This window comes from Clostridium aceticum (assembly GCF_001042715.1).
Classification (GTDB): Bacteria; Bacillota; Clostridia; order Peptostreptococcales; family Natronincolaceae; genus Andreesenella; species Andreesenella acetica.
Genome location: NZ_CP009687.1, coordinates 669,007 through 689,414, shown reverse-complemented (window position 1 = coordinate 689,414; position 20,408 = coordinate 669,007). Strand labels below are relative to the sequence as shown.

At 34.6% G+C, this 20,408-nt stretch carries 20 protein-coding genes; 6 read left to right on the top strand and 14 right to left on the bottom strand.

The genetic code is table 11. The features are described from left to right. Positions 1-93: 93 nt before the first annotated feature. Positions 94-564: a GNAT family N-acetyltransferase gene (locus tag CACET_RS03105; RefSeq protein ID WP_044823019.1), complete on the top strand. Its 471-nt coding sequence runs from the start codon at positions 94-96 to the stop codon at positions 562-564. Positions 565-641: 77 nt separating this feature from the next. On the opposite strand, the gene CACET_RS03100 is transcribed toward CACET_RS03105, so the two are convergent. Then, positions 642-1,394: an FMN-binding protein gene (locus tag CACET_RS03100; RefSeq protein WP_044823020.1), complete on the bottom strand. Its 753-nt coding sequence runs from the start codon at positions 1,392-1,394 to the stop codon at positions 642-644. A gap of 278 nt (positions 1,395-1,672) precedes the next feature. On the opposite strand from CACET_RS03100, the gene CACET_RS03095 reads away from it, so the two are divergent. Continuing rightward, positions 1,673-2,707: an FAD:protein FMN transferase gene (locus tag CACET_RS03095; RefSeq protein ID WP_242849926.1), complete on the top strand. Its 1,035-nt coding sequence runs from the start codon at positions 1,673-1,675 to the stop codon at positions 2,705-2,707. A 56-nt stretch (positions 2,708-2,763) separates the two neighbouring features. Here CACET_RS03095 and CACET_RS03090 read toward each other — a convergent pair whose 3' ends face one another. The 5 genes from CACET_RS03090 to CACET_RS03070 form a co-directional block, all read right to left on the bottom strand. After that, positions 2,764-3,489 carry an HAD family hydrolase gene (locus CACET_RS03090; protein ID WP_044823021.1) on the bottom strand — a complete coding sequence of 242 codons (726 nt, stop codon included), beginning with the start codon at positions 3,487-3,489 and terminating at the stop codon, positions 2,764-2,766. A gap of 262 nt (positions 3,490-3,751) precedes the next feature. Next, complete coding sequence (gene cphA, locus CACET_RS03085) at positions 3,752-6,406, bottom strand: cyanophycin synthetase (protein ID WP_044823022.1); 2,655 nt, start codon at positions 6,404-6,406, stop codon at positions 3,752-3,754. After that, positions 6,403-7,245 carry a cyanophycinase gene (locus CACET_RS03080; protein WP_044823023.1) on the bottom strand — a complete coding sequence of 281 codons (843 nt, stop codon included), beginning with the start codon at positions 7,243-7,245 and terminating at the stop codon, positions 6,403-6,405. Before CACET_RS03080 ends, cphA begins: the two co-directional genes overlap by 4 nt. A gap of 147 nt (positions 7,246-7,392) precedes the next feature. After that, positions 7,393-9,006 (bottom strand): Na/Pi cotransporter family protein, encoded by a 1,614-nt coding sequence (locus tag CACET_RS03075; protein WP_044823024.1) that lies wholly within the window; start codon positions 9,004-9,006, stop codon positions 7,393-7,395. Between the two features lie 229 nt (positions 9,007-9,235). After that, positions 9,236-10,147: a cation diffusion facilitator family transporter gene (locus CACET_RS03070; RefSeq protein WP_044823025.1), complete on the bottom strand. Its 912-nt coding sequence runs from the start codon at positions 10,145-10,147 to the stop codon at positions 9,236-9,238. A 372-nt stretch (positions 10,148-10,519) separates the two neighbouring features. On the opposite strand from CACET_RS03070, the gene acpP reads away from it, so the two are divergent. Further along, positions 10,520-10,750, top strand: coding sequence for an acyl carrier protein (acpP, locus tag CACET_RS03065; RefSeq protein ID WP_044823026.1), 231 nt, complete (start codon positions 10,520-10,522; stop codon positions 10,748-10,750). Positions 10,751-10,902: 152 nt separating this feature from the next. Continuing rightward, on the top strand, positions 10,903-11,271 hold the full coding sequence (locus CACET_RS20770) for a hypothetical protein (RefSeq protein ID WP_044823027.1): 369 nt from the start codon (positions 10,903-10,905) through the stop codon (positions 11,269-11,271). A gap of 77 nt (positions 11,272-11,348) precedes the next feature. Here CACET_RS20770 and CACET_RS03055 read toward each other — a convergent pair whose 3' ends face one another. The 3 genes from CACET_RS03055 to CACET_RS03045 all read right to left on the bottom strand — a co-directional run bounded on the left by CACET_RS03055 (position 11,349) and on the right by CACET_RS03045 (position 12,837). Further along, positions 11,349-11,711, bottom strand: a complete 363-nt coding sequence (locus CACET_RS03055) for an Asp23/Gls24 family envelope stress response protein (RefSeq protein WP_044823028.1) — start codon at positions 11,709-11,711, stop codon at positions 11,349-11,351. A gap of 42 nt (positions 11,712-11,753) precedes the next feature. After that, complete coding sequence (locus CACET_RS03050; RefSeq protein WP_044823029.1) at positions 11,754-12,059, bottom strand: hypothetical protein; 306 nt, start codon at positions 12,057-12,059, stop codon at positions 11,754-11,756. A 61-nt stretch (positions 12,060-12,120) separates the two neighbouring features. Then, positions 12,121-12,837, bottom strand: coding sequence for an HAD family hydrolase (locus CACET_RS03045; protein WP_044823030.1), 717 nt, complete (start codon positions 12,835-12,837; stop codon positions 12,121-12,123). Between the two features lie 171 nt (positions 12,838-13,008). Here CACET_RS03045 and CACET_RS03040 point away from each other — a divergent pair, with 171 nt between their 5' ends. Next, positions 13,009-13,743: an AzlC family ABC transporter permease gene (locus tag CACET_RS03040; protein ID WP_044823031.1), complete on the top strand. Its 735-nt coding sequence runs from the start codon at positions 13,009-13,011 to the stop codon at positions 13,741-13,743. A gap of 4 nt (positions 13,744-13,747) precedes the next feature. Beyond that, positions 13,748-14,053 (top strand): AzlD domain-containing protein, encoded by a 306-nt coding sequence (locus tag CACET_RS03035; protein ID WP_044823032.1) that lies wholly within the window; start codon positions 13,748-13,750, stop codon positions 14,051-14,053. Here the strand turns inward: CACET_RS03035 and CACET_RS03030 are convergent. From CACET_RS03030 to speE, 5 genes are all read right to left on the bottom strand, one after another. Beyond that, positions 14,048-14,794 carry a metal-dependent hydrolase gene (locus CACET_RS03030; protein WP_044823033.1) on the bottom strand — a complete coding sequence of 249 codons (747 nt, stop codon included), beginning with the start codon at positions 14,792-14,794 and terminating at the stop codon, positions 14,048-14,050. The two genes, CACET_RS03035 and CACET_RS03030, sit on opposite strands and share 6 nt — an antisense overlap. Positions 14,795-14,811: 17 nt before the next feature. Further along, complete coding sequence (locus tag CACET_RS03025) at positions 14,812-16,062, bottom strand: competence/damage-inducible protein A (protein ID WP_044823034.1); 1,251 nt, start codon at positions 16,060-16,062, stop codon at positions 14,812-14,814. Between the two features lie 208 nt (positions 16,063-16,270). Continuing rightward, positions 16,271-17,260 carry an ROK family protein gene (locus tag CACET_RS03020; RefSeq protein ID WP_044823035.1) on the bottom strand — a complete coding sequence of 330 codons (990 nt, stop codon included), beginning with the start codon at positions 17,258-17,260 and terminating at the stop codon, positions 16,271-16,273. A gap of 149 nt (positions 17,261-17,409) precedes the next feature. Beyond that, a complete protein-coding gene (gene hcp / locus CACET_RS03015; RefSeq protein WP_044823036.1) occupies positions 17,410-19,059 on the bottom strand; it encodes a hydroxylamine reductase in 1,650 nt (549 codons plus the stop codon). 419 nt (positions 19,060-19,478) lie between these two features. Next, positions 19,479-20,312, bottom strand: coding sequence for a polyamine aminopropyltransferase (speE, locus tag CACET_RS03010; RefSeq protein ID WP_052661197.1), 834 nt, complete (start codon positions 20,310-20,312; stop codon positions 19,479-19,481). Positions 20,313-20,408: the final 96 nt, after the last annotated feature.

The following is a 20,408-nucleotide window of genomic DNA, read 5'->3' as shown; positions in this document are numbered from 1 at the left end:
AATATTAGTGAATTTATGTTGTAATAGATACTATAAAATTTTTTTAAAATTAGCAATTTAAGATAAGGAAATCAGTTGGAAGGAAGATGTATAATGAAGTATCGCCTCGCTTCTAAAGACGATCAACAATATTTTATAGATAACTATTTAAAACACTATGGTAGTGTTCAAGAGTTGGCAGAAAAGTATGCAGTAGCTTGTATTGAAGTCCATAGAAGTTTAATGTTTTATAATGAGGAGGATACTATCGGCGCCATTACATGGTCAATAAAAGAAGGCATTTCCTCAGGCCTAGTGGAAATTTTTCAGATGTTTATACACAGTGAGCACAATCGTGGAAAAGGTTATGGCAGTATGATGCTGAAATGCTGTGTAGAAGATATTGAAAGTTATTATAAAAAAATAGATCATCCCCTAAGAAGAGCCTTTATTGTTATTGATCAAGAAAATCTGGCTGGAAGAAATGTCTATAGAAAACATGGCTTTGACCTTCTTGTAGAAGTGAAAAACCATCTTAGAACCGGGCATAAATCCTTTGTATATTCGAAGGACTACTTTAAATAATCACACATTTATAAGCTAATAATTTGTATGAAAAAACTTCCTATCTCAGCATGAGATAGGAAGTTTGATTTAAATTATTATCTTGCAGCCTTTGCTAAAGCATCTTCAATTGCTTCAATCCATCCAGTACTTGAGCTTGTAGCTCCTGTAAAGGTTTCAACATCAGTGCCATTTGCTTCTATAAATCTAGCTGGCATTTCTTCTACAGCCCCATGGAATGGTGCATAATCATATTCTTCATCTTTTAACACTTCTGCATCATCTACAAATCTTGTTTCTTCTAGTACTACATCAACAATTTTATCGTTTTCAATAGTTACACGAGCCATTTTACGTCCTCTTTCACCTAATTCAGTAACACCTTGGAAAGTACCATTGAAGTAAGCTGCATCGCTGGCAGGTTCTACTAGAGCTTTTTCTAAGGCTCTATCTAATGCAATTGCCCAGCCTTCTGAAGAACCAGTTGCACCAGTAATAACTTCAGCACCTTCAGTTCCATTAGCCGCTAAAAATGCTTCTGTTAAAGTTGACTGTGCCTCGTGGAAAGGTGCGTATGCATAATCTGCATCCTTTACATCTCCTGTGTTTCTAAAACCAATTAATTCTAAATCTACAATTTTATCATCTTTTATTGTAACAACTACTTTATGAAAGCTTTTTGCAGCAGCATCGTCATATGCCTCATAAGTACCATCATTATACGTATTTGTTGTTCCCTCGTTCACTGCTGGTTCATCAACTGGATCTGGATCTGCAGCTGTCTGGGTTGAACATCCAATTAAACTTACTATCATTAACATAGCTAAAAGAAATATTGCAATTTTTTTCATAAAATCTCCTCCTTTTTTATTTATGTAGCATAATTGTTATTTTGATTTATCTTATGAGTTAATTATATAACAAACGAAAACGATTTGCAATATTATTTTGTAAAAATTATTTGTAAATATTTGTTATTAAATAATAACGATTATTCTTTTTTCTTGCTTGTTCAATTAAAGCTTTACTCATCTATAGTACCTTTACTTTTAAAATTTCAATTGTTATAATATATTGATACCATAAGGAGGTGTTTATTATCAATAAACTTTCTGTATCTAGGTTTAAATTGTTGGTAGTATTACTACTTTTGTCTTTGTTCCTCACTTCCTGTAAAGATCAGACACCCCAGCTAGTAAGGGAACAACAATTTGTATTAGGTACTTTTGGTCAAATTCATGCCTATAGTACTTCCACCAAAGAAGGCAATGAGGCTTTGACAAAAGCTTATCAGCGTATTCATGAAATAGAAAATATGATGAGTGTTGCTATCCAAGACAGCGATGTAGATCTTATCAATAGAAGTGCAGGTCTTCAGCCTGTTGAAGTTTCTGAAGAAACATTAAAGGTGATCCAAGAGGGTCTTGCATATTATGAGGTAACTGAAGGGGCTTTTAATATCGGCTTGGGAAGGTTAATTGATTTATGGGGCATCAGCATAGAATCTACTGCTAATCCTACTACTCGTCCTCCTTCAGAGGAAGAAATTCAAGCAGCAAAGTCCCACATCGATTTACAACAGTTGGAAATCAAAAATGGAGAGGTTTTTGTTAAAGACGCTGATATGAGGGTAGATTTGGGAGGCATTGCTAAGGGCTATGCTGTAGATGAAGCTGCAAAAACTCTACGAGAAGCAGGTATCGAAAGTGGCTTTGTAAATCTAGGTGGAGATATTTATGTACTTGGTCCAAAGCCTGATGGCAGTCTTTGGAAAATGGGGGTACAAAACCCAGAGGTAGGTTCAACGAATGTTATTATTAAAATCGAACTAGCTAATCGTTCTATCGTGAGCTCTGGCGACTATCAAAGATATTTTATCGATGAGGAAACCAATCAACGTTATCATCATATTCTTGACCCTAAAACTGGCTATCCCACTGATAATGAACTAACCAGTGTCACCATTATATCTAATAGTGCTATAGAAGGTGACGTATGGTCTACTGCTGTTTTTATCATGGGACTAGAAAAAGGACTTGAAACTTTAGAAACTCTTCCTGATGTGGAGGGAATCTTGGTGACAAAGGATAAAACGGTTTATACTACCTCTGGTATAGGTAGCGAAATAGAATTGTTAGATACATCTTTTACGTTGGCTGATTAAATAACCTATAAAGCCGTAGTAGGAAAACAGTTTTCCTATTACGGCTTTTCTTTTACCTACAATAGCTCTACATCTGCACTTAATTTATAAATAACATCTTTTCTCTCGATAATTACTGTAATCTTTTCTTTTAATTCTTTATCTTCCTTAACTCGCATTAATAATTCTTTAGCTGGATTAATGGCAGTAGGATTTCCCACCAGTTTTAACATAGAAAAATCTCCATTTGTATCTCCATAGGAGTAACTTTTCTTTAAGTCAATATCATATTTATCGACAAATTCCATAATAGCATCTTGCTTATTATCAGAATCCCACATTTGTATGATTTCTCCTGTAAAGTGATGGTTTTCATCTACTTCATATCTTGTTCCTCTATAATCGGTGATATCATACTTTTCCGCCATCTTCTCCACCAAATAGTCAGGGCTACCGGAAATAAAAATCACTTTATGTCCCTGTTGCTTATGCCATACAATTCGATCCCTTGTAAAGCAGTATACTCGATCACCTTTTGTATTAATAACCTGATTTGTTATAAACTCTATGTGATGTCTATTTTGTCCCTTCATAGACTTTAAATAGATTTCTGCTACCTCCAGAAGATAATCTTCATAATTTCCCTGTCGTTTATCCCAATCATGAAAGGTCTTTTTTGCCATGTTATGCCAAATAGAAGGATCAATAATTTCATATCGAATCAATCTTTTAAAATGTTCCACCATTAAAGAATCTCTATAGAGGGTACCATCTACATCGAAAAAAGCACCAATATTTTTCATCGTTATCCCTTCTTTCTGATGATCTATATATAAATATATACACCAAAATTTAGCTTTTAATCCTTATGTTGTTATATGACATTACAAGTATTCACTTAGGCTAATAATTTCTAAACTATTTCTTGAAGAATCATCCTTAGTAGGTTCGAAGGAGTTGTGTTAACTTATGGATAAATTTCCTGCTAATGATTATAATATATAATATTATGAAAAATTACAACCTAATATTCTTATAAGAAATTCATAAGTAAAGCCCCTAGATTTAGGGGCTAGTTCTTGCAATTTTCAAATCTGGAACTTCTGAATCTACTGTGTCAATTTTATTTTTGAAGGTTTCAATTGCTTCAACCAGTGGAACATACTCTTCATAGAATACTATGATCATATCTCCTGCCTCAGCCTTTGTCATCGCCTTTTTTAAAGCTTCGATCTCACATAGTTGAATCTCCATGCTATATTCATTAAGTCCTCCAATACCGCAACCCTTTTTCAAAAACTCTGCTACTTCTCCAACTTTTCTGCCTCTTAAATTTTTATCTTCTTTGATATAAGCATAGTCAAAATATTTTCCAGAGATTTCTCCTATTTTTAAAATGTTTATATCGGTACGATCTCCTGGTACACCTATTACCCCAATTAAACGCCCTGCCTTGATTTTCTTTAGTCCCTCCAGCACTTTACTGTAACCATCTATATTATGGCCATAATCAATGATTACTTTAAAATTCTTCATATCAAATACATTAAACCTACCCGGATTATTAATGGCATCTGTATAAAATTGACTTAATGCTGTATAAATAATTTTTACGTCTATTCCATAAGCGTGTGCTGCCGCTATAGCTGCCATACTATTTTCTATATTATGCTCTAAGACTCCTCCAAAGGTAGCCGGAATCTTTTCAGTCTCAATCACTTCAATTTCTTTTTCTCCGTCAAAGATAAAGATTGTTTTCTCCTTCAAGTAAACTGCTTTTCCCTTATTTATTATATGCTTTTGTAAAATCTCATTTGATAAATCTTTGGAGAAAAAGACAATATTACATTCTACTCTTTCCATAATTCTATCTATATAGCTATCTTCAGCATTTAATACTGCATAGCCTTCCTTTTTTACTGCTTCTACAATAAGGGATTTAACATCTGCCATTTCCTCTAAAGTATTGATGCCATCGATTCCCAAATGATCATCGCCGATATTAGTAAGAACCCCAATATCTGCTAAATCATAACCTAATCCTTTGTTTACAATACCACCTCTTGCAGTTTCCAATACTGCCAACTCTACTCTCTTATCCATTAGCACCGCTTGTGCACTTTTAGGTCCTGTCGTATCTCCATGAATAATTTGTTCCTCCTGAACAAAAACACCACCAGTGCTGGTCACTCCTACCAACAAACCGCTTTCTTTAAAAATCTTTGCTAACATTCTGGTGGTAGTGGTTTTCCCATTGGTTCCTGTTACAGAAACAATTGGTATAGAATGAGGCTGCCCTTCAGGAAACAATTTATCAATAATTGTCTTTGCTACATTTCTTTTTTCACCCTGAGATGGATAGTGATGCATTCTTATACCTGGGCAAGCATTTACTTCAATAACTGCCCCTCCTTCTTGCCCTATAGATCGCCCTATGTCTGGCGTAGTTATATCAATTCCCGCTACATCTAAACCTATAACTCTAGCCGCATTTATAGCTAATCTGACGTTATCAGGGTGAATAGCTTCTGTTACATCTATAGCAACGCCACCCGTACTTAAGTTATCATTCTCTCTTAAGTATACGATTTCTCCTTGTTGCGGAATGTCCTCCAAGCTTCTGCCACTTTTCTTTAGTAATAACAGCATCACATCATCAATGTTAATCTTTGTCAGTGGTTTTTCATGACCTTCTCCTCTTAATGGATTAAGGTTTTCTCTATCAATCAAATCCTTGATGTTGTTTATACCATCACCTATGACATGGGCTGCAATACGTTCTGAAACCGCAACCACCTCTTCTCCTACCACAGCTATTCGATAGTGCTTTCCTAAGATGTACTTTTCTACTAATACTTTGCTGCTATATTTTTTAGCTATAGTAAAAGCTTTCTTTACTTCCCTCATAGATTTAAGGTTTAAAGATACACCCTTTCCTTGATTACCATTATAAGGTTTTACTACTACAGGAAAACCGATTTGCTGTATAATACTTTTAGATTCCTCGTAGTTTTCTACTGCTCTTCCTTCTGGCACTGGAATCCCATGAATGTGCAATATACTATTGGTAAGCTCCTTATCACCAGCAATATCCACTGCAATGCAGTTGGTGTTTTCTGTGATTGTAGCTTCAACCTTTTTCGCATACTTTCCATAGCCCAACTGTATAAGACTATTGCCTCCGATTCTCGTAACAGGTATATTCCTTTTCTTAGCCTCCTCCACAATAGCAGCAGTACTAGGCCCTAGCTCATTGACAGCAATTTTATCTTTTATTTGCTGTAATCCTTTTTCTAAGTCAATAGTTTCTTTGTGTAAAAGAGCGTGGATAATATCGAAGGCTAAAATAGCTGCTTCTTCACCAGCAGTAGGATTTTCATAAGAAAATACAATATAGTATACAGATTCATTCTCTAAATATCTTGCTTTACCAAACTTCAAATCATATCCCAACAGCTTCTGAATCTCCAATGTCATATGCTCCATGACATGTGCTAAATACGTTCCTCTATTTAGTCTGATTACAAATCCGCCTACTTCACCAATGCTACATTTGTGTTGTGTTAAACCTGGTAAAATTTTTAAAAGTTCTTCATTAAATCCTTTTATATCACAGGTAGGTATATTTACATAATCCTGTAAATCCACATCTGCTCTAACAACAGGAAAATGAGCATAGACATTTCTCCCAGGATATACCTTGGTCCTCAACAGCTTCATTTACTGTCCTCCTCTATTCCACTTGTCTGCGCTTCGTAGACAATAGCATTCCTATTTAATAGACTATACTTATATCTAGTAGGTAAAATATGAACATTCACATTGGTAATAGCCAAAGGTTCGTTTGGGTATTGCTCAGAAATATTGGTATAACCAATATTTTTTCCATCTACAATGGTAATCACACCTGACCCAATTACTTGCAGTTCGTTTCTATCATTAATAATAATGGCTGTGTCTTCATCAATTCCTATACCAAGGGCATAAGGGTTTTGAGCTACTGCTCCCAACAACCTTCCTATTCTTCCTCTTTGGTTAAAGTGCTGATCTATAATAACTCCTTTTAAAAAGCCCATTCCAGGGGCCATTTTAACAGTACACTTTCTAGGGGCATCCTCCTCATCCCCTTCCACCACCATCACTTCACTCATCATAGAAGCTCCTGCACTGGTGCCTGCTACAATCATTCCTTCTTCTAACTTGTTTTTTATAAAATTATGAAACTCTGTGCCTCCTAGTATACTAGAAATCCTTAACTGATCTCCTCCCACAAAAAAAGCACAGTTTATATCTTGTAGGCTCTTCATCACTTGCCTTTGATTCGCTTCTCTTCTACTGGCTATATTGATGGTATCTACTTTGTTGACACCTAAATCATAGAAAATTCTTTTATATTCTTCTCCCACTTCTAGTGGATAGTTGGTAGCTGTTGTTATAACTGCTATATTTGCTTGATCTTTACCGGATAAGTCGGCTACCTTCTTTAATATTTCTTTGTCAGTACGTTTATCCTCTCCACCACCAATAATAATCAAACGTATATTTTCTTCTTTTTCCATAGTGAACCCCTTCCAATTAAACTATTTTTATTTTATCCTTTAAGTTTTTAAATATTCAATTTTACAATTTTTTATATATTTCCTACAAAAACTATAATAGGGAGGAACTCCAACATCATGGAGCTCCTCCCTATAAATAGCAATTTCTTATTTTTGTGCCCTTACTTTATCTAACACTGCCATAGCAATATTAGAAGAATGGTCAGCAACTCTTTCTAAGTTACTCAATACATCAAGGTAAATCACCCCAGAGGTTGGTACACATTGTTGACTATTTAACCTCTCAATATGACTAGCCCTTAAGTTTTTTTCCATAAAATCTACTTGTCCTTCATTTTCTATTACCTTCATAGCCAAACTGGCATCTAGGTTTCTTAAAGCAGTTAAAGAATTGCTATAAGCCCTCAAAGCTAACCCAGCAATTTTATCTAATTCTTCCAATGCTTTATCAGAAAAAGCCAGTTGATTGTCCATTTTATATTGAGCCAATTCCGCTATATTTTCTGCATGATCTCCTACCCTCTCAATATCATTAATCGTATTAAATAAACCACTGACAGTATCACGATTATCTAAAGAAATATCGGTGTTGGATAATTTTACTAAATAAGCAGATAGTTCTCTCTCTAATTCATTAACCACCTTTTCTAGGCTTAAGGTTTCGTCAATTTTTTTCTGATCACCTTTTACAAAAGCGTCCAATGCGTTTTCTAAAGATTCCTTTGCTACATTTCCCATATGGAGGGCTTCCTTAACAGCACTTGCTGTCGCAATGGAAGGAGTTTCTAAAATACGATTATCTATATATTTTATACCTCGCGTCGCTTCTTCTTCCCCTGGAACAATCCTCTTTGCCACTCTTACTAACAAACCTGCAAAAGGCAGTAAAATTAAGGTAGTGGTTATATTAAACAAGGTATGGGCATTAGCGATTTGTCTTGGTATATCAGTTGGAGTTAAGTAGGTAATAATTCTATAAGTTGGTCCCTGTAGGAAAGAGATAAATATAGCCGTACCTACAAGGTTAAACAAAAAGTGAAAAGCTGCTGCCCGTTTTGCTGTGTTACTTGCCCCTATACTAGAAAGCATAGCTGTAATAGTCGTACCCATATTAATCCCAAATAGTATAGGTAATCCTGATCTAATAGGGATCAATCCCTCCATCGCCAATGCTAATAAAATACCAGTAGAAGCGGTACTACTTTGTACTGCTATGGTAATAGCAAAACCTGCTAATATAGCTAAAAAAGGATGTTCACCAAAATTTACTAACATTTCCCTAAAGGGTTCATAGGTTCTTAAAGGTCTTAAGGCATCTCCCATAAATTTCATACCAATAAAAAGTATACCAAATCCGATGAAGGCTTCCGCCAGTTGCTTTATTTTTCTGTTTTTAGTAAATAACCATACTGCTACTGCAATCCCCACAATAACCGGTGCATACTTATCAATCTTAAAAGTAATAATTTGGGCTGTAATCGTAGTACCAATATTGGCACCCATAATAACCCCTACTGCTTGTGTCAGCTTCATCATACCAGCATTTACAAAACCTACTACCATGACGGTAGAAGCACTACTACTCTGCACAATAGCAGTAACAATTGCTCCCACGCCAACAGCCATAATCCTATTGGTGGTCAGCATGCCAATGATGGATTTCAACTTATCACCAGCAGCTTTTTGCAGACCATTACTCATAACATTCATTCCGTATAAGAATAATCCTAGTCCACCTAATACTCCAAATAAGATTTCCATGAACATCCTCCCTCGTTTTTCTTTGGTTTAAAAATTTCTTTACCTTAATGTTTTACACACATTACAAAATAATATACTATTCCCTTTAAAGCAGTGTTAAATTTGTGTTAAATCTACGTTAAATTTCTTAACATGAATTTAATAAAAAATTAACACATTTCTCGTGTGCTATTATACCAAATAAGCTGATCCATTACTACAAAATTCCTCAAAAAAATACAAAAAGAAGTTAAATCACTTCTTTTTGTTGAGATTCTTCTGGAAATGGGTCCAAGTGAACAATCACATCTTTTACGTTATTTACCTCACTTCTGATAATATTTTCTACTTCTTCAGCTACACAATGTCCGTTATAAATATCCATAGTAGCATCTACACAAACCCTTATATCCACAAAAACTTTAGAACCATGTTTTCTTGTTCTAATATCATTAATACACTGTACCTTACTCTTTCTTAATATAGAGTGCTTTACACTTTCCAGCTCTTTTAGTTGAATAGATACATCTATTAATTGTTGAAAACAATCTATGAATATTTCAATACCAACCTTCATCACAATAGCAGAAACAACGACCCCTGCTAGAGGATCTAATATAGTAAAACCTAAGCGTCCACCCAAAACCCCAATAAAAGCTGCTATTGATGAAAGTGCATCAGATCGGTGGTGCCACGCATCCGCCATCAAGGCACTGCTGTTGGCTTCTTTTCCTACTTTAAAAGTGATCTGGTACTGCAATTCCTTTATAACGATAGACAGAAGAGCTGCATATAAGGCAAACTTACCCGGAATAACCATATCTTTATGAATAATAGACAAAGCTGATCCCAATCCAATTTTTATACCCGTATAAATAAGTGCTATAGACAAAAGAAAAGCCGCTATCGTCTCTACTTTTTCATGGCCATATTGATGCTGCTCATCTCTAGGTTTCTTTGCTATCCCTATACCAATAATTACACCTATAGAGGTAACGATATCAGAAGCTGAGTGCAATCCATCTGCAATTAGAGCTTTGCTTCCTGAAAAATGTCCGGCTCCTAGCTTCATTAATACTAAAAATACGTTCATGATAATTGTAATAAATATAACACGATTGATTTTGTTAGAAAAAAAAGACTCTTGTTCATTTAGCTTCATTAAAAATGCCTCCTAATTATCAAATGAAATTATACAACCATTATATTCACTGTATGTTTATTTGTAAACCCCTATTTTATAATATTTTTTTATATAAATTTACTAATTTTAATTATCAATTGATAATAAGTATTGTGTTTTCAAATGCTTTTTTCCTCCTTAAGTATAGGATTTCTTATTTATGATCATAATTCATCATGAATTTTCAAAACAAAATATACACAAATTTTTATTTTTATGGTATTCTAATTATGAACTTTAGCCTATAATATATAGGTGCTAATTTATTACATAGCTTCATTACCAAAACCAATAATTATCCAAGGAGGTGAAATCCTGGAGAGTAGTTTCTATACGAAACCAGGAAGTTTTATGTTATTTGAAAAAGTTAAAGAAATTATTGCAGAGCAACTAGGAGTTAGCGATGTTGAGTCTATTACACCGGCGACTTCTCTGATTAATGACTTAGATGCTGATTCATTAGATGCGGTAGAAATTATTATGGCTATCGAAGATGAATTTGGTGTAGAAATCCCTGATGAGGAAGCAGAAGGCTTCAAAAACATTGGAGATATTGTTGAGTATGTTGAGAAAAACAAATAAAAAGCTTTTTTAAAAACATCTGTTGTGCTGAAACAACAGATGTTTTTTTAGACATATTTTTTATTGGCCAAGTTCCCAAACTCCAAGTATTTCATATTCTATAATTAAAGAGTAAATAACTCATAGAAATCTATACTATAGGAGGTTTTCTTGTGGAAACAATAAAAGAAAATATGAACTATCCTTTAATGGATGATTGTATGCCTTATCCCACTATGCCTATGCACCCTGGACATATGCCAGCTATGCCTATGCCGGGAATGCCTGGACATATGCCAGCTATGCCTATGCCGGGAATGCCTGGGATGCCTATGCCTTTACCTATGCCCGGGTGTCCTCCAATGATGCCAGATATGCATATGGATGCTCATGATTATGATCATATGAAAAAAATGTATTATATGCACATGCACATGGCCTATATGCATAAGGCTGAAGCTTACAAACATAAAATGATGTATTATGAACATCCTCATGATCATAAACCTGATCATAAACCTGACCACTGCTGCGGTTGTTAATTTTGTAAATAAAAAAGATAAAACCAGAAAAAATTTTCCTGGTTTTATCTTTTTATCTTTATAAGTGTGTTCTTTTATCATGTAATAACTACATCTTGAACGAAAACATTTACTTTTGAGACTTGAATATCTGTCATAGATTCTACCGAACTTTTTACTTTTTCCTGTACTTTTTTTATAATATCAGGAATAACAGCACCATAATCCACCACCACCGAGAGATTAATTACTACTTGCGTCTCTTCATTTTGTATTTTTACACCTTTTTTGGTACTGGTTTTTTTGCTAAAAAGCTCTATAATTCCTCCTGGCAAACCACCTTTTATGGATACAATGCCCTCAACTTCTTCAGCAGTATGGCGGGCTATTGTCATGAGAATATCATGAGCAATTTTGATCCTTCCCTTTTCTCCGATAATTTCCATAGGGTCCTTTGACATGTTCTTCACCTCTCATTTGTATAATTATTACTTCACCAAACATCATTCCCCTTTGCAACCTCCACAGCCTTTACTACATTTGGTATTACTTTTTGATACTTCATAAAAGTTTGATGTCATATCGATGTCTCTAGTAAGGAAGATTATTTCCGTTTCTTCATTAAAAAATACCACATCACAATCTGAGTTATTACAGATATAATAGCTATCTTCCTGCACTAATTTTTTTAAATCCTCTTTCACTACTGGTCTGATAGCCAAATAATGTATATTCCCACTGGGTTTTCCACATAAGGGACATTCTTTCTTTGTCTTTTCGTTTTTCTTACTACATCCACATCCCGCCATACAAGTTTCACACCCTTCATGCAAGCTATCTTTTATTTATTATGAGGCTTTTTTACAAAATTTATTTAATAGGCGGTAGGGCTTTTACAAATTCATAAAAATCCTCATATTTTCCTACATGATCTATGGTATCTACCTTTTGTGAACGTTGTATTTTATAATCTTCTATCAGATAAGTTGCACATCCTAGTTTTTTTGCCACCATATCCTCTTCTACGTCATTTCCTACCATCATACATTCCTGTGGCTGTCTATTAATCTTTTCTAATAGTTCTTGATAAAAGTGTAGGTGTGGCTTACAGAAATGCATTTCTTCAAAGTTTGTAATAAAAGCAAAATCCGCTTTGTTTAAACCTGCCCACTCAACCCTATGTAATATTGCTTGCTTAGGAAACAGTGGGTTTGTCGCCACGACTAGTTCATAATTTTTCTCTTTTAATAAGGATATTGATTTAATAATATCTTGGCTTTGTTTAGTGACCTCTTTAATTTTGGGAAAATCATGGGTATAAAACTCTTCAAATAAAGGATTTAGTTGATTAGGTGAATGGTTTGTCTTGCTATAAAAATCTTCAAAAAAAGCATCTGCATTTGTCTTATCTGTCTCCATATTCTTAATCATATAGTTTGTTGATTCCCATAAAAGGTTTTGTAATTCCTTGAAGGTAAAGTAGTCCTTAAACTTTCTTCCTAATCCCTCAAAGTATTTCTGTATAAAATCTTCCATCTTAAACGGTAGCAGTGTTCCATCTAAGTCAAAAAGTATAGTTTTTAACATATTTGTCTCCCTTCATTTCTACTTTAGTTTTAAGTATTCTATAGATACTTTCATTATATACAATAAGTATCGATAAGACAATTTTTCATTGTGCTACAGATTCTGTAATGGTATATTAAAATCATGAGCGTTAAGTTAAACCATAATTTTAATACACTAAGGAGTTTTTTTATGCAATCAAAAAATTCTTACTTTTTTAACAAGTTTTCTTTATTTTCATCTAAAAATTCTTCTACCTTTTGGCAGGGTGTACGGCATGGACTTCCTATTGTAATAGGGTATTTGCCTATTGCGATTTCTTTTGGTGTTATTTCTTCCCAGACAGGGATTCCTTTGCTTCATACTGCCCTTATGTCTTTTATTGTATACGCCGGTGCTAGCCAATTTATGGCTGTAAATATGCTAGGCATGGAAATCTTGGGGCTTGAAATTGTTTTTGCTACCCTTATTTTGAACTTTCGTCACTTTATCATGAGCATGTCCCTCATGAATAAGCTTCAACATCTTCCATTAGCACAAAAGATTCCTTTATCCTTTGGAGTGACGGATGAAACTTTTGCTATGCTTTCTATGGAGCAAAAAGAAGATGAACATCTTAGTTTTTATTTTGTTGCTGGTATTATGTTAAGCGTTTACCTTTCTTGGGGTCTTGGAACAATTATCGGTGGACTTTTATCTATGGTGATTCCTCCTTCCATTGGTGCTAGCATGTCCATAGGTCTTTACGCAATGTTTATTGGGCTCTTATTGCCAGCGGTTCAAAAAAATTATAGTGTTGGTCTCATTGCTTTTTTAAGTGGTGGTCTATGCTATTTATTTGGTCTCTTTTTAAATTCTGGTTGGGCAATTGTAGCAGCTACCTTGGTAGGTGGTTTGTTAGGAAGCTTTTTTATAAAAGGAGAGTGAAAAAATGCAGTTATTTTTTATTATATTAGGTATGGCGATGGTAACTTTTATCCCAAGACTGCTGCCAGTTTTTATTATAGATAAGCTGAGCCTGCCTTCTTGGGCAAGTAAGTGGTTAAAAACTATTCCCTACGCTGCCTTAGGTGCTCTGATTTTTCCTGGAATTTTGACAGTGGAAAGCAGTTTGCCTATCATCGGTTTTGTAGGGGGGATTGCAGCCATGATCATAGCTTTCTTTAAATTACATGTTATTTATGTAATATTTGGCTCAATTTTAACTGTGATGCTCATGAAATTCTTGTTATTATAAAGCCTTAATTAACTTAAAAGCCAACAAACACATAGTAAAAAACAATAGATTTTCTAGTTTTCCTCCTGTTTTTATAGTGAAGGGAAACTTTATTTTTTTGGGGCTAAAGGGGTAAAACAGCATTACTCCTGCCCTTGTAAACATATCCCCTATAATATGTGAAGTCATGCTAATGGCAAATAATAGACTATAGTCTACATAATCATAAAAAATAATAATACTTTTAATAATAATATAATTCAATAGTACAAAAACTATAGAATGAGATAACCCTCTATGCTTACTGAAAAGCAGCACAATGAGGATAATTCCTATACCTGCTAAGGGAGGTTGATGGTAAAAATAAGCTGCTGCTATAAAGCCTATTCCTACCATTCCCTGGGTAAAGTTTCTCAGCATATGATACCCTTTTTGTGCAAAGTCTTTAGAAAATACAGCTCCTAATAAGAGAATAAACAAAATACCGTAAAAAATAGGTGTTTCCTTTAAATAAACGATGGTGAAAATCCCTAAGACTGTTAAAACCACCAACCACAGTTTTTTTATATGATGGGCTTTTAATATCCCAAACTTTCCCCCCAGCGAAGAAGTCCCCATATCTAAATCCGGCAAAAGTGCAGCAATTGCCATTACTCCCAATGCTATAGAATCCAGTTTGTCTGCAATAATAAAACTATCTATAAAAGTTGCTGCTAATAGTGCTGTTGTTAATCCTAGGGCTATGTGGGTTCTTCCTAACATGTTTCCTCCCCCTTTAACTAATGCAGATCATATCCTTCTTGTATTAGCATCCATCTTAACCAACACAAAGTTTGAGTAGCAGCAAAGTTTCTTAATTTTTGTCTATCTCCCTTGAAAAACAACTCTTTTGTATATACCTTGCCTTTTATATAGGTTCCTGCATAGATTAAACCTACTGGTTTTTCCTTTGTTCCTCCTGTGGGACCAGCAATGCCAGTAATAGATACACCTATATCTGTATTGGCTGCTTTAGCCACACCTTCTGCCATCTCAGCAGCGGTTTCTTTGCTGACTGCACCATAGGTTGTTAAAGTCTCAGGCTTCACCCCTAAACGTTGTATCTTAGAATCATTACTATAGGTAATCATTCCCTCCATAAATACAGAAGAAATCCCTGGATAATTAATAATTTTTGCTGCCAATAATCCTCCACTGCAAGACTCTGCTGTCGATATGGTGAGTTGGTGATCTACAAGAAGTGTTCCTACTGTTTCCTCTAAAGAGACTTCTCCCTCACCATAAATATACTTTTGCAATCTATTATGCAGTTCTTTTTCTACTGGCAACAATAGCCTCTCAGCCTCATCAGTATCTTTTGCCTTAGCTGTAATTCTTAAGATAACTTCCCCTTCTTTAGCATAGGGTGCAATCGTTGGATTACTTTGTTTCTCCATAATATCTGAGATCAAATCTTCCATAGCACTTTCACCAATACCACAAATTCTTAACACCTTTGATACCAAAATACCTTCCTGATATTTACTTAGATAAGGCAGTACTACTTCTTCTAGCATAGGAATCATTTCTCTAGGAGGTCCCGGTAAAAGAACCATAGTTTTTTTATTGTCTTCTATAATGCATCCTGGAGCCGTACCGTTGTTGTTTTTTACTATAATAGCTCCTTCTGGAAAATAAGCTTGTTTTTTATTGTTTGTCGTAATAGGCTGATTGCGTCTCAGGAAATATTCCTTCATGATTTCTAAAGAAGCTTCATCTAACTGAAGTTCTTTTTTAAAATATTCTGCGGCTATTTCCTTTGTTAAATCATCTTTTGTAGGCCCTAAGCCTCCAGTTGTTATCACAATATCTGCTCTATCAAAAGCAATTTCATAAGCCTTCTTTATTCTTTCGGGGTTATCTCCAACCACCGATTGATGATATACAAAAATTCCTATATCTGCCAAACGTCTTGCTATATATTGTGCATTGGTATTTACAATATCCCCTAACAACAGTTCTGTACCTACTGCTATAATTTCCGCCTTCATGCTTCCACCTCTTCATTTTTAATTTTACTGTAAAGTATAGATAAACAACATCAGGACTTAATTTTGATATACTAAGGGCTACATTTGCAGCCCACGGTTTTGGGGCGAAACCGTAGACCGTGTATATCAAAATTAAAGTTTGAACTTGCTTATCTATGTCATTGCTTTCATTAATAACTATCATCACTGAAAGTATATCTACTAGACTTTATTTCATTTTAGCATAGTTTTGAATCTCTCGGGAGGAGGAATTATTGAATTTCGCATACATACCACTTCCTATAATCCCCGCATCATTTTTTAATTCTGCCAATACAATTTCTGTAACATTCATATCCTTTACATATATATATTTTTTTACCTCTTCTCTTAGTTTTTCTATGAAAACATCCCCTGCCTCAGCAACGCCACCACCAATGGCAATGACTTCTGGATCAAATAGGTTGATCAAATTTGCTAATCCAATCGCTAAATAATGTGTCATCCGATCTATCACCTTCAGAGCTGTAGAGTCCCCTTTTCTGGCACAGTCGAAAATTATTTTTGCAGTAAGATTATCCAAATTTCCATCAACCCTATGAAAAACCAAACTTTCCTTATTTTCTTCTAATAGTTTTTTACAATACTTTATCAGTGCAGTAGCTGAAACAAAGGTTTCTAGACAACCATGATTACCACAAGTACAGTCATAAAAGTTTTTTCCAATTACCATATGGCCTACCTCTGCACCGATTCCATGACTCCCACTGTAGATCTTATTGTTTATAATAAATCCACCTCCTACACCGGTACCTAAAGTTAAAAAGATAGCATTTTTCTTTCCTTTAGTGACTCCTTTAATGTACTCTCCTACAGCAGCTACTGTGGCATCATTTTCTACATAGACCTTTAGACCCGTCATTTCATGTAATCTTTCGGCTAGAGGAACCTTCTTCCAAAATAAGTTGGAAGCAAAATATACAAAACCTTCTTGACTACAGGCTCCTGGTATTCCTATTCCTACTGCTGCAATATTTTTCTTATCTATCTTCTTTTCTATCATGACTTCATCAATTAACTCCTTGATCCTTACTAAAACACCTTCAAAACCCTTTTTTACTGGTGTAGCACTGCTGGTCTTTATTAAAATTTCTCCTTCTTCTGACACAATACCTACCTTGATAGAAGTCCCTCCGAGATCAATGCCAATATAGTACAATTTTTCATCCTCCCTTATCTTTTCATTTTTCAATATTATTACTATAAATATATGCCTAATGAAAAAAGAAAGCCAGCGGAAAAATGTTTTTTCTCTGACTTTCTTTTTTTATTAACATCTATGTGGCATTGAATTTACAGATTATACAATTACCCTAAAATTACTTTTAAATCTTCATCTGGTGTAGAAACTGGCTTGATATTAAACTTTTCTACTAATGTTTGTAGAACATTTGGACTAACAAATGCTGGTAGTGAAGGTCCAAGGTAAATATCCTGTAGTCCTAAGTACAACATAGTTAGTAGTACCGCCACTGCCTTTTGCTCATACCATGACACAATATAGGAAAGTGGGAGTTTATTTACATCACAATCAAATGCCTCTGCTAATGCAAGAGCTACTTGAATAGCTGTGTATGCATCGTTACATTGACCACAATCAAGGATTCTTGGGAATCCTGCAACAGTTCCTAAATCTAATTTGTTAAATCTATACTTACCGCAAGCCAAGGTTAATATTACAGTATCCTTTGGTGTTTTTTCAGCAAACTCAGTGAAATAATTTCTTCCTGGTCGAGCACCATCACATCCACCTATTAAGAAGAAGTGTTTTAACTGACCTTCTTTAACAGCACCTACTATCTTATCCGCATTACTTAGTAGCGCCTTTCTACCAAACCCCATAGGTATTCTTCTTTCTTCTTCATCTTCAGTAAATCCGCCAAGTTCTAAGGCTTTGTTTATAATAGGTGTGAAGTCTTTTTTACCATTAACTGTTTCAATATGTTGAATATCTGGAAAACCAACAATACTAGAAGTAAATATTCTATCCTTGTAGCTATCTCTAGGCTTCATTAGACAGTTACTAGTCATCAAAATAGCTCCAGGAAGTCCATCAAATTGTGTTTGTTGATCCTGCCATGCACCACCATAATTTCCTATTAGGTGAGGATGCTTTTTAAGTTCAGGATAAGCATTACATGGCAGCATTTCACCATGGGTGTAAATATTTACACCCTTACCCTTTGTTTGTTCTAATAAATCCCCCAAATCCCTAAGATCATGACCTGATATCACAATAAATGGACCTTTTTTCTTAGTGATTAGCATTTCGGTGGGTTCTGGGTCTCCAAATGCACCGGTATTTGCTGCATCAAGCAATGCCATGCATTGAAGATTCATTTTACCAAGCCCCATATTCAAATCGAAGTATTTTTCCATATTTGCATCGGGATCTAAAGTAGTTGCAAATGCTTTGTACATAAAATTGGTTACTTCTTCATCATATTTTCCTAGTGCATAAGCATGATGATGATAAGCACTCATACCTTTGATACCATAGATTAATAACTCTCTTAAAGAACGTAGATCCATATCCAGATCTTCATCATCCATAACACCTAAATTTTTTACCCAAGGAAGATTAAGTATTTCTCCTCTTGTTTCAGGGGAAAAGAAGTCGGCCCCTTTAGGAGCATTTTCTATGGAACCCGCCTTTTCCATTAACTCTTTTTTAATTTTATTAGCTTTTTTTATGTAATCTACAAATCTTTCAGCATGAAAATTCACATTAGTCAGTGTGGAAAAAGTACATTCTGTAAAAAACTCTCCATACTCTTGAGAAATTTTATCTCCTTTTTCTAGAACTTTCGTAGCATAAAAGCCCCAGCCTTTAAGAAGATAAATAAGCACATCTTGCATTTTAGCGATATCAGGATCTTTGCTACATACACCTACCTTAGTACATCCTTTACCACCAACAGTCTGCTCACATTGCCAACAAAACATTGAACTATCCATAATAAAAAGCGCCTCCTTAATTTCATAAATATTAATATGGTCATTTCTACTACTAATTGTAGTAAACATAATTTAAAAACTTTATTACTATCTTTTAGTATTCTTCCGTAGAAGTCTTTTAAATATGCACCGTTCATGATGGAAAGTAGGCTATTTTAAAAAATTGTGGAATTATAACATAATCATTAACCTTAACTAAAACCATAACTTGCCATTGTTATCAAAACACTATTTTTGTCATCCTAAGGGAGGTAACGACGGAAAGATCTTAAGATTCTTCCCTGCGCTCAGAATGACACTTTCCTTCCTCGTGGTGTGAGTAACACATGTATATTCTGAGAGAAGCAAAGCAGAGTCGAAAAAAGAAAGCCAGAGGAAAAATATCTTTTCTCTGACTTTCTTTTTTTTATTGACATAAATTATTTTTGTTCTAGTTCTTCTTTTAAGAAATTAGGTAGTGCAAAAGAAGCCTTAAATAAATCATGATTGTAGTATTTTGTTTGGAATGTTTGTGGCTCAAGTTCACCCTTTTCTAATGGATCATATTTTTTAGAACCCATTGTATAACTCCATAGGAAACCTGGATAAGTAGCATTGGTAGATGTATATACTCTTGCAACCGGGAATAAACTGCTTATACTTGTATAAACATCCTTGATTAATTGCATATGTAAAAATAAGGATTCACTTTGACATACAAATAATCCGTCTTCCTTCAATGCCCCTCGAACATCGGTGTAAAACTGCTTTTGGAATAATTCTACAGCAGGTCCTACTGGGTCTGAAGAATCTATAATGATTACATCATAGGTATTAGGATTATTTTTTATGAAAGCAATACCATCCTTAGTAATGACGTTTACTTTAGGATTATCATAAGAAACACTCATCTCAGGCAAGTATTCTCTGCAAGCTTCAATAACTACAGGATCAATTTCACACATATCTACTTGCTTTACTTTAGGATGCTTTGCAGCTTCCCTAGCAGCACCGCCATCTCCACCACCGATAATTAATACTTTTTCAGGGTTAGGATGTGTAAATAAAGGTACATGTGTGATCATCTCATTATAAACAAATTCATCCTTAACAGTTACTTGAATCGCACCATCTAAAGCCAGTGCCCTCCCTAATTCTTGTAATTCTAATATAGCCACCTCTTGGAAATCTGACTTTTGATGATATAAAACCTTGTCTACTGTCCAATTCATAGACAGTCCTGTGGAATGTTTCTCATTTAATATAATTGGCAATTTTTTTCCTCCTTTGCTATTGTTTTCATAAGTATTTTCAAAACAGATAAATTATATCACATTCATAGAAATATGTATATAATATGCTTCTCACTT

Bases quoted from the DNA above. Each gene is read 5' to 3' on its own strand.
- CACET_RS03040 (WP_044823031.1), top strand. From the start codon at position 13,009: ATGCAATCAAAAAATTCTTACTTTTTTAACAAGTTTTCTTTATTTTCA.
- cphA (WP_044823022.1), bottom strand. From the start codon at position 6,406: ATGAAGCTGTTGAGGACCAAGGTATATCCTGGGAGAAATGTCTATGCT.
- CACET_RS03025 (WP_044823034.1), bottom strand. From the start codon at position 16,062: ATGAAGGCGGAAATTATAGCAGTAGGTACAGAACTGTTGTTAGGGGAT.
- CACET_RS03055 (WP_044823028.1), bottom strand. From the start codon at position 11,711: ATGTCAAAGGACCCTATGGAAATTATCGGAGAAAAGGGAAGGATCAAA.
- CACET_RS03070 (WP_044823025.1), bottom strand. From the start codon at position 10,147: ATGAAGCTAAATGAACAAGAGTCTTTTTTTTCTAACAAAATCAATCGT.
- CACET_RS03050 (WP_044823029.1), bottom strand. From the start codon at position 12,059: ATGGCGGGATGTGGATGTAGTAAGAAAAACGAAAAGACAAAGAAAGAA.
- CACET_RS03075 (WP_044823024.1), bottom strand. From the start codon at position 9,006: ATGGAAATCTTATTTGGAGTATTAGGTGGACTAGGATTATTCTTATAC.
- acpP (WP_044823026.1), top strand. From the start codon at position 10,520: ATGTTATTTGAAAAAGTTAAAGAAATTATTGCAGAGCAACTAGGAGTT.
- CACET_RS03080 (WP_044823023.1), bottom strand. From the start codon at position 7,245: ATGGAAAAAGAAGAAAATATACGTTTGATTATTATTGGTGGTGGAGAG.
- CACET_RS03030 (WP_044823033.1), bottom strand. From the start codon at position 14,794: ATGTTAGGAAGAACCCACATAGCCCTAGGATTAACAACAGCACTATTA.
- CACET_RS03100 (WP_044823020.1), bottom strand. From the start codon at position 1,394: ATGAAAAAAATTGCAATATTTCTTTTAGCTATGTTAATGATAGTAAGT.
- CACET_RS03045 (WP_044823030.1), bottom strand. From the start codon at position 12,837: ATGTTAAAAACTATACTTTTTGACTTAGATGGAACACTGCTACCGTTT.
- hcp (WP_044823036.1), bottom strand. From the start codon at position 19,059: ATGGATAGTTCAATGTTTTGTTGGCAATGTGAGCAGACTGTTGGTGGT.
- CACET_RS03035 (WP_044823032.1), top strand. From the start codon at position 13,748: ATGCAGTTATTTTTTATTATATTAGGTATGGCGATGGTAACTTTTATC.
- CACET_RS03090 (WP_044823021.1), bottom strand. From the start codon at position 3,489: ATGAAAAATATTGGTGCTTTTTTCGATGTAGATGGTACCCTCTATAGA.
- CACET_RS03105 (WP_044823019.1), top strand. From the start codon at position 94: ATGAAGTATCGCCTCGCTTCTAAAGACGATCAACAATATTTTATAGAT.